This is a genomic window from Streptomyces sp. NBC_00775 (assembly GCF_036347135.1).
GTDB classification, from domain to species: Bacteria; Actinomycetota; Actinomycetes; order Streptomycetales; family Streptomycetaceae; genus Streptomyces; species Streptomyces lutosisoli.
The window spans coordinates 8,358,737-8,371,648 of record NZ_CP108938.1 but is presented as its reverse complement, the minus strand read 5'-3'; the positions used below and the strand labels follow the sequence as shown (position 1 = coordinate 8,371,648).

Below are 12,912 nucleotides of genomic sequence, written 5' to 3'. Positions count from 1 at the left end.
ATGGAACACATCACGCTCCTCCTCGGAATCGTGATCGTCACCGCTCTCGTGTTCGATTTCACGAACGGTTTCCACGACACCGCCAACGCGATGGCCACCACCATCTCGACCGGCGCGCTCAAGCCCAAGGTCGCGGTGGCTATGTCCGCCGTCCTCAACCTTGTCGGCGCCTTCCTCTCGGTGGAGGTCGCCAACACGATCTCCAAAGGCCTCGTCGACGAATCCGGCATCCAGCCCGAAGTGATCTTCGCGGCGCTTGTCGGTGCCATCCTCTGGAATCTGCTGACGTGGCTCGTCGGCCTCCCGTCCAGTTCCTCGCACGCCCTCATGGGCGGCCTGGTCGGCGCCACCATCGCCTCCGCCGGCACCGGCGCGGTGCACGGGGACGTCCTGGTCGGCAAGGTGCTGCTGCCCGCCGTCGCGGCCCCGATCGTCGCGGGCATCGCCGCGATGCTCGCCACGCGGCTGTCGTACAGGCTCAGTAAGAACGCCGACACCAAGGCCACCGCGAAGGGCTACCGCGCCGGCCAGATAGCCTCCGCCGGTCTGGTCTCGCTGGCCCACGGCACCAACGACGCCCAGAAGACGATGGGCATCATCACCCTGGCCCTGATCGCCGGTGGCGCCATCGCCCCCGACGCCGATCCGCCGGTCTGGGTGATCCTCTCCGCCGGTCTCGCCATCGCGCTCGGCACCTACCTGGGCGGCTGGCGCATCATCCGCACGATGGGCAAGGGCCTGACCGACCTCCAGCCGCAGCAGGGCTTCGCCGCCCAGACCAGCGCGGCCACGGTCATCCTGGCCTCCTCCCACATCGGCTTCTCCCTCTCCACCACGCACTCCGTCTCCGGTTCCGTGATGGGCGCCGGCCTCGGCCGCAAGGGCGGCGTGGTCCGCTGGTCCACCGCCACCCGGATGTTCGTCGCCTGGGGTCTGACGCTGCCGGCCGCCGCGCTGGTCGGCGCGGGCGCCGAGTGGGTCACCGGCCTCGGCGACTGGGGCACCGCGCTCGTCGCCGTCTTCCTGGTCGCCTCCAGCGCCGCGATCTGGCGGATCTCGCGTCGCGAGGTCGTCGACGCCACCAACGTCAACGAGACCGAGGAGCCCGCCGGTGTGGTGACCACGGCCATCGCCGCCGTGACCCCGCCCCCGGCCGGCAGCCTCACCGATGACCTCACGGCCACCATTCCGGCTCCCGCCGAGACCGCGGCGAACCCGTCGGCTCCGTCGGCCATGGCCTGAGACCCAAAGGAAGAAACAGCATGAACATCGACTGGGCAGCCCTCGGGTCCGTCATCGGAGTGAGCCTCGGAGTGACCGTGGCCCTCGTCGGCCTCTTCACCCTCGGCGTCGTCGGCCTCTCCAAGAAGGAGTCGGCCCAGGGCGGTCCGGCCGCCGCGGCGGCCACGGGCGCGTACGTCTGCTTCGCGGCCTGCGCTGCGGCGGTGGCGTACGGCATCTCCCTGATCGTCGCCTGAAGCATCCGGCCGATCGTGGTGCGAGCACCGCACGATCCCCTCTGAGGACCGCACGATCCTTGCCGCCCTGCTCATCGGTCACCGTTTCCTGGTGACGGTGAGCAGGGCGGTTCTTTTTCCGCGTCGGCGGGAAAGCGGCGGGACAGCTCGGCGTACCCGTTCCGCACCTTCACGCAGAGCGTCTTGCCAGGCATTTCGGATGCCTACGCTCCGTGATCATCAGCGCATCCGTGGACTGCCGCCCCCCACAGGGGAATTCGGTGCAAGTCGGTCTCGTCGGGCAGGCCGGGGTGGCGGCGGTGTGGGTCTCAGCACACTCCCCCGTCGCAGGTCAACAGCAAGTTGACGGGTCTTCCAACCCCGTGGTGGACTGCCCGAGCCAAGTACGGCGGCATGAGAGGAAGCCGGTGTGAGTCCGGCGCGGTCCCGCCACTGTCACCGGGGAAGGAAGTCCCCGGGAGCCAGGAACTCTCACCGCCGGTCTCGTCGAACCAGGGCGTGGACACCCTGAGTGAGGACATATCGCCATGCGCGGCTGCCCAAGTGCCCTGCCAACGACGCGAGTGACGCGAACGACGGTTGTTCCCGACCCGACGGTCGGCTGAACCGATGCGTGCCGATCGCGTCTTCGCGTACGGCGCCACCGCCGGCCTCCTCGGCGACCTGCTGCTCGGCGACCCTCGCCGGGGGCATCCGGTCGCCGCGTTCGGGCGGGCCGCGGGAGCCGTGGAGCGGGTGTTGTGGCGGGACCACCGCGGGTGGGGCGCGCTGCACACCGCCGTGTGCGTGGGCGGTGCCGCAGGGCTCGCGGCGCTCGCGAGCCATTCCGTACGCGCCTCCCGTACCGCCTCCATCGCGCTGACCGCCGCCGCCACTTGGGCCGTAGTCGGGGGGACCTCCCTCGGCCGCGAGGCCCGCGCGATCGGCGACGCGCTCGCGGCCGGCGATGTCGAGGTGGCCCGGGAGCGGCTGCCCCATCTGTGCGGGCGGGATCCCCAGGCGCTGGACTCCGACGGCATCGCGCGGGCCGTCGTCGAGTCCGTCGCCGAGAACACCTCCGACGCGGTGGTGGGGGCACTGGTGTGGGGCGCTGTGGGCGGCGCACCCGGGCTGGTCGCCTTCCGCGCCGTGAACACGCTCGACGCCATGGTCGGACACAAGTCCCCCAAGTACCGGCGGTACGGGTGGGCTTCCGCACGCCTGGACGATGTGGCCGGGTGGCCGGGGGCTCGGCTGACCGCCGTGCTCGCGAGCGCGGCCGGAAGTGATCCGCGGGGTGCCGTACGCGCCTGGCGTGCCGACGCCCGTAAGCATCCGAGCCCCAACGCCGGGCCTGTGGAGGCCTCGTTCGCGGGGGCGCTCGGGGTGCGGCTCGGCGGGACGCTCGCCTACGGGGGGCGGGTCGAGCACCGGCCCGTGCTCAACCGCACCGGGCGCGCCGTCCAAGTCGACGACATCGAGCGGGCCGTACGGCTGTCGCGGCGTGTGAGCTGGCTCGCCCTCGGCGTGAGTGCCGCCGGGCGACTGCTCTCCCAGAGACTTCTCGCGAAGGGACGTACCTCATGAGCGGCGAAACGAGCGGCGGAACGGGCGGCGGACTCCTCGTCGCCGGGACCACCTCCGACGCCGGCAAGAGCGTCGTCACCGCCGGGATCTGCCGGTGGCTGGTGCGGCAGGGCGTCAAGGTCGCGCCGTTCAAGGCGCAGAACATGTCGCTGAACTCGTTCGTGACCCGCGAGGGCGCCGAGATCGGGCGCGCGCAGGCCATGCAGGCGCAGGCCGCGCGCGTCGAGCCCACCGCGCTGATGAATCCCGTGCTGCTCAAGCCGGGGAGCGACCGCAGCAGTCAGGTCGTCCTCATGGGCAAACCGGTGGGTGAGATGACCGCGCGCGGCTATCACGGCGGGCGCCAGGAGGCCCTTCTGGGGACCGTGCTGGACTGCCTCGCCGAGTTGCGGGGCACGTATGACGCGGTGATCTGTGAGGGGGCCGGGAGTCCCGCCGAGATCAATCTGCGGCGGACGGACATCGTGAACATGGGGATCGCGCGGAACGCGCGGCTGCCCGTGCTCGTCGTCGGCGACATCGACCGCGGGGGCGTGTTCGCCTCGTTCTTCGGGACGGTCGCGCTGCTGTCGCGCGAGGACCAGGAGTTCGTCGCCGGGTTCCTCGTCAACAAGTTCAGGGGGGATGTCTCCCTGCTGGAGCCGGGGCTCGACATGCTTCACGGCCTCACCGGGCGGCGCTCCTACGGCGTCCTCCCCTTCCAGCACGGTCTCGGCATCGACGAGGAGGACGGGCTGCGCGTCTCGCTGCGGGGTGCCGTGCGGGAGTCCGTCGTGGCGGAACCCGTCGGCGCGGACGTCCTGCGGGTCGCCGTCTGCGCGGTCCCCCTGATGTCCAACTTCACGGACGTGGACGCGCTGGCCGCCGAGCCGGGTGTCGTCGTGCGGTTCGTGGACCGGGCCGAGGAGCTGGCAGACGCCGACCTCGTCGTCGTACCGGGGACCCGGGGGACGGTGAAGGCGCTGGAGTGGCTGCGGGAGCGCGGACTCGCGGACGCGATCGCACGCCGGGCCGCCGAGGGGCGGCCCGTGCTGGGCATCTGCGGTGGCTTCCAGGTCCTCGGCGAGCACATCGAGGACGAGGTCGAGTCGCGCGCCGGTCAGGTCGACGGGCTCGGGCTCCTCCCCGTACGCGTGCGGTTCGCGCGCGAGAAGACCCTCACCCGGCCGGTCGGCGAAGCGCTCGGCGAGTACGTCGAGGGGTACGAGATCCACCACGGTGTCGCCGACGTGACAGGCGGCGAGCCGTTCTTGGACGGCTGCCGGGTCGGCGCCGTCTGGGGCACGCACTGGCACGGCTCGCTGGAGTCGGACGGGTTCCGGCGTGCCTTTCTGCGCGAGGTGGCGGCCGCCGCGGGCCGCCGTTTCGTGCCGGCCGCCGACACGTCGTTCGCGGCGCTGCGCGAGGAGCAGTTGGACCGGCTCGGCGATCTGATCGAGGAACACGCGGACACGGACGCGCTCTGGCGGCTCATCGAGTCGGGCGCGCCATCAGGACTGCCTTTCATTCCACCGGGAGCGCCCGCATGAGCACAGTGTTGTTGTTGTCGACCGCCGACACGGATCTGCTGGCGGCCCGTGCCTCCGGCGCCCCGTACCGGATCGGCAATCCGACCCGGGTGAATGTCACGGCCGAGCTGCCCGCGCTCGTCGAGGGCGCGGACATCGCCGTCGTACGGCTGCTGGGCGGCAAGCGTGCCTGGGAGGACGGGCTCGCCTTCCTCAAGGCGTCCGGCATCCCGACCGTGCTGCTGGGCGGAGAGGCCGTCCCGGACGCCGAGTTGATGGCCGAGTCGTCGGTGCCCGCGGGTGTGGTGGCCGAGGCGCTGCGGTATCTCGTCGAGGGCGGCCCGGAGAACCTGACCGAGCTGGCCCGCTTCCTCTCCGACACCGTGCTGCTGACGGGCGAGGGCTTCGAGGAGCCGCGCAAGATGGCGGAGTACGGCGTCCACGGCGAGCGCGAGTTCGTCGAGGGCCGCCCGACGGTCGGTGTGCTCTTCTACCGGGCGCACCAGCTGTCCGGCAACACCGGCTTCGTCGACACGCTGTGCGACGCGATCGAGGCGCGGGGCGTCAACGCCCTTGCCGTGTACTGCGGTTCGCTGCGCGGCGCGGACGCGGGCCTGTACGAGATCCTCGGGAAGGCCGACGCGCTGGTCGCCACCGTGCTCGCGGCGGGCGGCACGCACGCCTCGCAGGCGTCCGCGGGCGGCGACGAGGAGGCCTGGGACATCGGCGCGCTCGCCGACCTCGACATCCCTGTGCTGCAAGGCCTTTGCCTCACCTCGTCGAAGGCCGCCTGGGACGAGTCCGACGCCGCCCTCTCCCCCATGGACGCGGCGATGCAGGTCGCGATCCCGGAGTTCGACGGCCGCCTCATCACGGTCCCCTTCTCCTTCAAGGAGCAGGGCCCGGACGACGTCCCGGTCTACGTCGCCGACCCCGAGCGGGCCGCGCGCGTCGCCGGAATCGCCGTGCGGCACGCCCAGTTGAAGCACAAGCCGAACGCGGACAAGAAGCTCGCGCTCGTCTTCACCGCCTACCCGACCAAGCACTCCCGGGTCGGCAACGCCGTCGGCCTCGACACGCCCGCGTCGGCGGTGCGGGTCCTCGACGCGCTGCGGGACGCCGGGTACGTCGTCGAGGGGCACCCCGACAACGGCGACGAGTTGATCCACCGGCTCATCAACGCCGGTGGCCACGACGTCGAATGGCTCACCGAGGAGCAGCTCGCCGCCGCCCCCGCGCGGGTACCGCTCGCCGACTACCAGGCATGGTTCGACAAGCTCGACCCCGAGCTGCGCGACGGCATGCTGGAGGCGTGGGGCGAGCCGCCGGGCAGCCTGTACGTGGACGGCGACGACATCGTGCTCGCGTCCCTCCAGTTCGGGAACGTCGTCGTGATGATCCAGCCGCCGCGCGGCTTCGGCGAGAACCCGATCGCGATCTACCACGACCCGGACATGCCGCCGTCGCACCACTACATGGCGGCGTACCGGTGGCTGGACAACTCTTTCGGCGCGGACGCCATCGTGCACATGGGCAAGCACGGCACGATGGAATGGCTGCCGGGCAAGGGACTCGGGCTCAGCGGCGGCTGCGCCCCCGACGCCGTGCTCGGCGAACTCCCGCTCATCTACCCCTTCATCGTCAACGACCCCGGCGAGGGCACCCAGGCCAAGCGCCGCGGTCACGCCACGGTCGTCGACCACCTCGTACCGCCGATGGCGCGCGCGGACACGTACGGCGATCTCGCGAAGCTGGAGCAGCTCCTCGACGAGTACGCGCTCGTGTCCGACCTCGACCCGACGAAGGCCCCGGCCGTACGGGCGCAGATCTGGACGCTGGTCAAGGCGGCCGAGCTGCACCACGACCTGCATGTCGACGAGCAGCCGGACGACGGCGAGTTCGACTCGTTCGTCATGCACATCGACGGCTATCTGTGCGAGATCAAGGACGTCCAGATCCGCGACGGCCTGCACATTCTGGGCGGCGGCCCGGAGGCCGAGCCGCGCGTGAACCTCGTGCTGGCCGTGCTGCGGGCCTCGCAGGTGTGGGGCGGCGCCGCGAACGCGCTGCCGGGTCTGCGGGCCTGCCTCGCCGAGTACTTCGGCCTGGTCGAGAAGGAGCTGCTGGCCGAGCCCGGCGCGCCGGTGAAGGTGCCGGTGGAGCTGACGGACCTCGTCGAGGGCCCGGCCCGTACGGCGGCCGACGCGATCGACCTCCTTGAGCAGCTGTGCCGCCGGGTCGCGGAGGGCATGGAGGAGCGCGGCTGGGAGGCCGCGGCCGTCCCCGCTCTCGTACGAGAGGTCCTCGGCGCCGAACTCCCGGACGCCGTCGCGGTGTTGGAGTTCGCCTGCCGCGAGGTCGTGCCGCGCCTGGCCCGTACGACGGACGAGATCACCCACATCCTCAAGGCACTTGACGGCGGTTACATCCCGGCGGGCCCGTCCGGTTCGCCGACCCGCGGGCTGGTGAACGTGCTCCCGACCGGGCGCAACTTCTACTCCGTCGACCCCAAGGCCATTCCCTCCAGGCTGAGTTGGGAGGTCGGGCAGTCGCTCGCCGACTCGCTCGTCCAGCGGTACCTCCAGGACACCGGCGAATACCCGACGTCCGTCGGGCTGACGGTCTGGGGTACGTCCGCCATGCGCACCCAGGGCGACGACATCGCCGAGATCCTCGCGCTGCTCGGCTGCCGTCCGGTCTGGGACGACGCCTCGCGCCGCGTGACCGGCTTCGAGGTCGTGCCCCTGGCGGAGCTGGGCCGGCCGCGCATCGACGTCACCGTCCGGATCTCCGGCTTCTTCCGGGACGCGTTCCCGCATGTGGTCGGGCTCCTCGACGACGCGGTGCGGGCCGTGGCCGAACTGGACGAGCCCGCCGATCAGAACTACGTGCGCAAGCACGCCGACGAGGACACCGCCGAGCACGGCGACCGGCGGCGCGCGACGGCCCGTATCTTCGGCTCCAAGCCGGGCGCGTACGGCGCCGGTCTGCTGCCGCTCATCGACGCCCGCAACTGGCGCTCCGACGCCGACCTCGCCGAGGTGTACGCGGTGTGGGGCGGCTACGCCTACGGGCGCGGGCTCGACGGGCGGGCGGCGCGCGGCGACATGGAGACCGCGTTCAAGCGGATCGCCGTCGCCGCGAAGAACGTCGACACCCGCGAGCACGACCTCGTCGACGCCGACGACTACTTCCAGTACCACGGCGGCATGGTCGCCATGGTCCGGCATCTGACGGGCGCGAGCCCCGAGGCGTACGTCGGTGACAGCGCCGTACCGGACCAGGTGAAGACCCGCACCCTCGGCGAGGAGACACACCGCGTGTTCCGCGCCCGTGTCGTCAACCCGCGCTGGATGGCCGCCATGCGGCGCCACGGCTACAAGGGCGCCTTCGAGATGGCGGCGACCGTCGACTACCTCTTCGGGTACGACGCCACGGCGGGGGTCGTGGACGACTGGATGTACGAGAAGCTCAGCGCGGAGTACGTCTTCGACCCGGAGAACCGGGACTTCATGAAGAAGTCCAACCCATGGGCGCTGCGCGGGATCACCGAACGTCTGCTGGAGGCCGCCGACCGGGGGCTGTGGGCCGAGCCGGACGCGGACACCCTTGAGCGGCTGCGCGCCACCTATCTGGAGCTCGAAGGCGACTTGGAGGGCGACGACCAGTGAGTACTCCGTTTCCGTTCACGGCCGTGGTCGGCCAGGACGATCTGCGGCTCGCGCTGCTGCTGAACGCCGTGTCGCCGGCCGTGGGCGGTGTGCTGGTCCGCGGCGAGAAGGGCACCGCCAAGTCCACGGCCGTACGCGCCCTTTCGGCTCTGATGCCGGCCGTGGACGTCGTCGCCGGGTGCCGCTTCTCGTGCGCGCCCGCCGCGCCCGATCCGGCCTGCCCGGACGGCCCGCACGAGGTCGGCGCGGGCACCCAACGGCCCGCCCGCATGGTGGAGTTGCCCGTCGGCGCCTCCGAGGACCGGCTGGTCGGCGCGCTCGACATCGAGCGGGCGCTCGCGGAGGGCGTGAAGGCCTTCGAGCCCGGCCTGCTGGCCGACGCGCACCGCGGGATCCTGTACGTCGACGAGGTCAATCTTCTCCATGACCATCTCGTCGACCTGCTGCTGGACGCTGCTGCGATGGGCGCCTCGTACGTAGAGCGCGAGGGCGTCTCCGTACGGCATGCCGCCCGCTTCCTGCTCGTCGGGACCATGAACCCTGAGGAGGGTGAGCTCAGGCCTCAGCTCCTCGACCGGTTCGGGCTGACCGTCGAGGTCGCGGCCTCGCGGGAGCCCGATCAGCGGGTGGAGGTCGTACGGCGGCGGCTCGCGTACGACGACGATCCGGACGGTTTCGCCGTGCGGTGGGCGGATGAGGAGTCCGCCGTACGGGCGCGGATCGTGGCGGCGCGGGAGCTGTTGCCGTCCGTGCGGCTCGGTGACGGGGTGCTGCGGCAGATCGCGGCGACCTGCGCGGCCTTCGAGGTCGACGGCATGCGGGCCGACATCGTCATGGCCCGGACCGCGACCGCGCTCGCCGCGTGGGCGGGGCGGACCGAGGTGCTCGCCGAGGACGTACGGCAGGCGGCGCTGCTCGCGCTGCCGCACCGGCGGCGGCGCAACCCCTTTGACGCGCCGGGACTCGACGAGGACAAGCTCGACGAGACGCTGGAGGAGTTCGGCGGGCAGGGCGAGGACCAGGACGACGATCCGGATCCGGACGGGCCCGGCGGGGGCGGGCAGCCGCCGCAGGACGGGCCGGAGGGGGACTCCCCCGCCGGTGACGTTCCGGCGCAGGGCGAGCCCTCGGACGACGGGCAGGCGCCGGCCGCGCGGGGTGGCGGCGAGCAGTCCCCCGTACGCGCCGGTGAACCCTTTCGCGCGAAGGTGCTGAGCGTGCCCGGGCTCGGTGAGGGCGCGGCCGGGCGGCGTTCGCGGGCGCGGACCGAGCACGGTCGGACCACCGGTTCGCGGCGGCCCCAGGGGGCGCTCACCAAGCTGCACCTGGCGGCGACCGTGCAGGCGGCGGCGCCGCATCAGCGGGCGCGCGGCCGGTCGGGGCGCGGTCTCGTCGTACGGCGGGACGATCTGCGGCAGGCGACGCGGGAGGGGCGTGAGGGCAACCTCGTGCTGTTCGTCGTGGACGCCTCCGGGTCGATGGCGGCGCGGCAGCGGATGAGTGCCGTGAAGGGTGCGGTGCTGTCGCTGCTGCTCGACGCGTATCAGCGGCGGGACAAGGTGGGGCTGGTGACCTTCCGCGGGAAGGACGCCGAGGTCGCGTTGCCGCCCACCTCGTCCGTGGACGCGGCGGCGGCCCGGCTGGAGTCGCTGCCCACGGGCGGGCGGACGCCGCTCGCGGCGGGGCTGCTGCGGGCGCACGATGTGCTGCGGGTCGAGCGGCTGCGGGACGCGGCGCGGCGGCCGCTGGTCGTCGTCGTGACCGACGGGCGGGCCACGGGCGGGCCGGAGCCGGTCGCGCTCGCGGGGCGTGCGGCGCGGCTGTTCGCGGCCGACGGGGTCGCCTCGGTGGTCGTCGACTGCGAGGCGGGGCCGGTGCGGCTCGGGCTCGCGGGGCAGCTCGCGGGTGAACTGGGCGGCACCGCGGTGACGCTGGAGGAGCTGCGGGCCGATTCCATCGCCGGTCTTGTCAGGGATGTGCAGGGGACTTCGAGGAGGGCCGCGTAATGCCGCAGGGGCAGCCGAGTGTCGTACCGGAGGACGGACTGACGACGCGTCAGCGTCGGAACCGTCCCCTTGTCGTGGTGCATACGGGGATCGGGAAGGGCAAGTCGACGGCCGCGTTCGGGCTGGCGCTGCGGGCCTGGAATCAAGGGTGGCCCATCGGGGTGTTCCAGTTCGTCAAGTCGGCGAAGTGGAAGGTCGGGGAGGAGAACGCGCTGCGCGTGCTCGGTGCCTCCGGCGAGGGCGGGTCCGTCGACTGGCACAAGATGGGCGAGGGCTGGTCCTGGGTCCAGCGCGACTCCCAGATGGACAACGAGGAGAAGGCCCGCGAGGGCTGGGAGCAGGTCAAGCGGGATCTCGCCGCCGAGACGTACAAGCTGTATGTCCTGGACGAGTTCGCGTACCCCATGCACTGGGGGTGGGTGGACGTCGATGAGGTGCTGGCCGTTCTGCGGGACCGGCCCGGGACTCAGCATGTCGTGATCACCGGGCGCAACGCTCCCGAGAAGCTGGTCGAGTTCGCCGATCTCGTGACCGACATGTCCAAGGTCAAGCACCCGATGGACGCCGGCCAGAAGGGCCAGAGGGGTATCGAGTGGTGATGTCCGTCCCTCGGCTGGTCATCGCCGCGCCCTCCTCGGGCAGCGGCAAGACCACCGTTGCCACGGGGCTGATGGCGGCCTTCGCCTCGCGGGGGCTTGCCGTGTCCCCGCACAAGGTGGGGCCCGACTACATCGATCCCGGGTATCACGCGCTCGCGACCGGGCGCGTGGGACGGAATCTCGACGCCTATCTGTGCGGGGCGGAGTTGGTCTCGCCGCTGTTCGCGCACGGTGCGCGGGGCTGCGATCTCGCTGTGGTCGAGGGCGTGATGGGGCTGTTCGACGGGGCCGCGGGGCAGGGGGAGCTGGCCTCCACGGCTCATGTCGCCAAGCTGCTCCGGGCGCCGGTGGTGCTGGTCGTCGACGCGTCGTCGCAGTCCCGGTCCGTGGCCGCGCTGGTGCACGGTTTCGCTTCCTGGGATCCCGGGGTGCGGGTCGCCGGGGTGATCCTCAACAAGGTGGGATCCGAGCGGCATGAGCGGATGCTGCGGGAGGCTCTCGACGAGTCGGGGGTGCCCGTTCTCGGGGTGCTTCGGCGTGCCGCGCAGGTGGACACGCCGTCTCGGCATCTTGGGCTGGTGCCGGTGGCCGAGCGGCGCGCGGAGGCCGTGGAGGCCGTGGCCGCGCTCGCCGAGCAGGTGCGGCGAGGGTGCGACCTGGACGCGCTGCTGGCGCTGGCGCGCAGCGCGCCCGCGTTGCCGGAGGATCCGTGGGAGCCGCCGTCCGGCGCCACGGGAGAACGCCCGGTCGTCGCCGTGGCCGGTGGCGCCGCCTTCACCTTCTCCTACGCCGAGCATGCCGAGCTGCTGGCCGCGGCCGGAGCCGAGGTCGTCCCCTTCGATCCGCTGCGGGATGAGCAACTGCCGGACGGTACGGCCGGGTTGGTCATCGGGGGCGGGTTCCCCGAGGTGTACGCACCCGAGCTGTCCGCCAATGAGCCGCTGCGGAAGGCGGTCGCCGAACTCGCGCTCGGTGGCGCGCCCGTCGCCGCCGAGTGCGCCGGGTTGCTGTATCTCTCCCGCGAGCTCGACGGGCAGCCCATGTGCGGGGTGCTCGACGCCACCGCCCGGATGAGCGAACGGCTCACCCTGGGCTACCGGGACGCAGTGGCCGTCAGCGACAGTGTGCTCGCGGGCGTCGGGACCCGGATGCGCGGGCACGAGTTTCACCGGACCGTGGTCGAACCGGGCGCCGGGGCGGCTCCCGCCTGGGGTGTGCACGCCCCTGAGCGGCGGGTCGAAGGTTTCGTACAACAAGGTGTGCACGCGAGTTATCTGCACACGCACTGGGCAGCCGAGCCCGGTGTCGCCCGTCGGTTCGTGGAGAGGTGCCTGACGTCATGAGCAGCAAGCTGATCGGAGTCGGGGTCGGGCCCGGTGACCCGGAGCTGGTGACCGTCAAGGGCGTCAACGCTCTGCGGACCGCCGAGGTCGTGGTCGTACCCGTGATGGACACCCTGGAGCGTGGGCGGGCGGAAGCGACCGTGCTGCACTACGTGCCCGAGGAGAAGGTCCTCCGGGTCGTGTTCGCGCTCAACGAGCGGTCCGACCGGGGGCGCCGCGAGGCCGCCTGGGACGCCGCCGGTGCGCGGATCGCGGAGCTGCTCAGGAAGCACGCGGTCGTCGCGTTCGCCACCATCGGCGACCCCAACGTGTACTCGACCTTCACCTATCTCGCGCACACCATCGGCGAGCTCGTACCGGGTACGGGGATCGAGACCGTGCCCGGCATCACCGCCATGCAGGATCTCGCCGCCCGGTCGGGGGCCGTGCTCACGGAGGGGACCGAGCCGCTCACCCTGGTGCCGGTGACCGCCGGGGCCGAGGTGCTCAAGGACGCCCTGAACGGACCCGGCACGGTCGTCGCCTACAAGTTCGGGCGGCAGGCGCGGGAGGTCGCGGAGGCGCTGCGCGAGACCGGGCGGATCGACGACGCCGTGTGGGGGTCCGCGCTCGGGCTCGAGGACGAGTCGATCCGGCCCGCGGGCGAGCTCGACGGCGGACCACTGCCGTATCTCTCCACGCTCATCGCGCCCGCCCGGCGCGACGGCCGGCGCGGCGGGAAGCTGTGAGTGGTCCGGGCGG

The 12,912-nt window shown here is 72.1% G+C and carries 9 protein-coding genes and 1 riboswitch; all 9 genes read left to right on the top strand.

Features of this window, described 5'->3' with window-relative positions:
• The 9 genes from OIC96_RS37140 to cobI all read left to right on the top strand — a co-directional run bounded on the left by OIC96_RS37140 (nucleotide 1) and on the right by cobI (nucleotide 12,899).
• Nucleotides 1-1,242 (top strand): inorganic phosphate transporter, encoded by a 1,242-nt coding sequence (locus OIC96_RS37140; protein ID WP_330303628.1) that lies wholly within the window; start codon nucleotides 1-3, stop codon nucleotides 1,240-1,242.
• Between the two features lie 20 nt (nucleotides 1,243-1,262).
• The gene (locus tag OIC96_RS37135; RefSeq protein ID WP_330303629.1) at nucleotides 1,263-1,478 is read left to right on the top strand and encodes a hypothetical protein; all 216 of its coding nucleotides are present in this window, start codon (nucleotides 1,263-1,265) and stop codon (nucleotides 1,476-1,478) included.
• A gap of 349 nt (nucleotides 1,479-1,827) precedes the next feature.
• A riboswitch (cobalamin riboswitch) is annotated at nucleotides 1,828-1,968 on the top strand.
• Between the two features lie 119 nt (nucleotides 1,969-2,087).
• On the top strand, nucleotides 2,088-3,044 hold the full coding sequence (locus OIC96_RS37130; RefSeq protein WP_330303630.1) for a cobalamin biosynthesis protein: 957 nt from the start codon (nucleotides 2,088-2,090) through the stop codon (nucleotides 3,042-3,044).
• Nucleotides 3,041-4,573, top strand: coding sequence for a cobyric acid synthase (locus OIC96_RS37125; RefSeq protein WP_330303631.1), 1,533 nt, complete (start codon nucleotides 3,041-3,043; stop codon nucleotides 4,571-4,573). Before OIC96_RS37130 ends, OIC96_RS37125 begins: the two co-directional genes overlap by 4 nt.
• Nucleotides 4,570-8,223: a cobaltochelatase subunit CobN gene (gene cobN, locus OIC96_RS37120; RefSeq protein ID WP_330303632.1), complete on the top strand. Its 3,654-nt coding sequence runs from the start codon at nucleotides 4,570-4,572 to the stop codon at nucleotides 8,221-8,223. Before OIC96_RS37125 ends, cobN begins: the two co-directional genes overlap by 4 nt.
• Nucleotides 8,220-10,229 (top strand): putative cobaltochelatase, encoded by a 2,010-nt coding sequence (locus OIC96_RS37115; RefSeq protein WP_330303633.1) that lies wholly within the window; start codon nucleotides 8,220-8,222, stop codon nucleotides 10,227-10,229. The genes cobN and OIC96_RS37115 overlap by 4 nt, the downstream gene beginning before the upstream one ends.
• Nucleotides 10,229-10,828, top strand: a complete 600-nt coding sequence (cobO, locus tag OIC96_RS37110) for a cob(I)yrinic acid a,c-diamide adenosyltransferase (RefSeq protein WP_327427738.1) — start codon at nucleotides 10,229-10,231, stop codon at nucleotides 10,826-10,828. Before OIC96_RS37115 ends, cobO begins: the two co-directional genes overlap by 1 nt.
• Nucleotides 10,825-12,171, top strand: coding sequence for a cobyrinate a,c-diamide synthase (locus OIC96_RS37105; RefSeq protein WP_330303634.1), 1,347 nt, complete (start codon nucleotides 10,825-10,827; stop codon nucleotides 12,169-12,171). Before cobO ends, OIC96_RS37105 begins: the two co-directional genes overlap by 4 nt.
• A complete protein-coding gene (gene cobI / locus OIC96_RS37100; RefSeq protein ID WP_330303635.1) occupies nucleotides 12,168-12,899 on the top strand; it encodes a precorrin-2 C(20)-methyltransferase in 732 nt (243 codons plus the stop codon). The genes OIC96_RS37105 and cobI overlap by 4 nt, the downstream gene beginning before the upstream one ends.
• Nucleotides 12,900-12,912: the final 13 nt, after the last annotated feature.

Coding starts and splice junctions, on each gene's coding strand:
- OIC96_RS37130 (WP_330303630.1), top strand. CDS start 2,088: ATGCGTGCCGATCGCGTCTTCGCGTACGGCGCCACCGCCGGCCTCCTC.
- OIC96_RS37125 (WP_330303631.1), top strand. CDS start 3,041: ATGAGCGGCGAAACGAGCGGCGGAACGGGCGGCGGACTCCTCGTCGCC.
- cobO (WP_327427738.1), top strand. CDS start 10,229: ATGCCGCAGGGGCAGCCGAGTGTCGTACCGGAGGACGGACTGACGACG.
- OIC96_RS37135 (WP_330303629.1), top strand. CDS start 1,263: ATGAACATCGACTGGGCAGCCCTCGGGTCCGTCATCGGAGTGAGCCTC.
- cobN (WP_330303632.1), top strand. CDS start 4,570: ATGAGCACAGTGTTGTTGTTGTCGACCGCCGACACGGATCTGCTGGCG.
- cobI (WP_330303635.1), top strand. CDS start 12,168: ATGAGCAGCAAGCTGATCGGAGTCGGGGTCGGGCCCGGTGACCCGGAG.
- OIC96_RS37140 (WP_330303628.1), top strand. CDS start 1: ATGGAACACATCACGCTCCTCCTCGGAATCGTGATCGTCACCGCTCTC.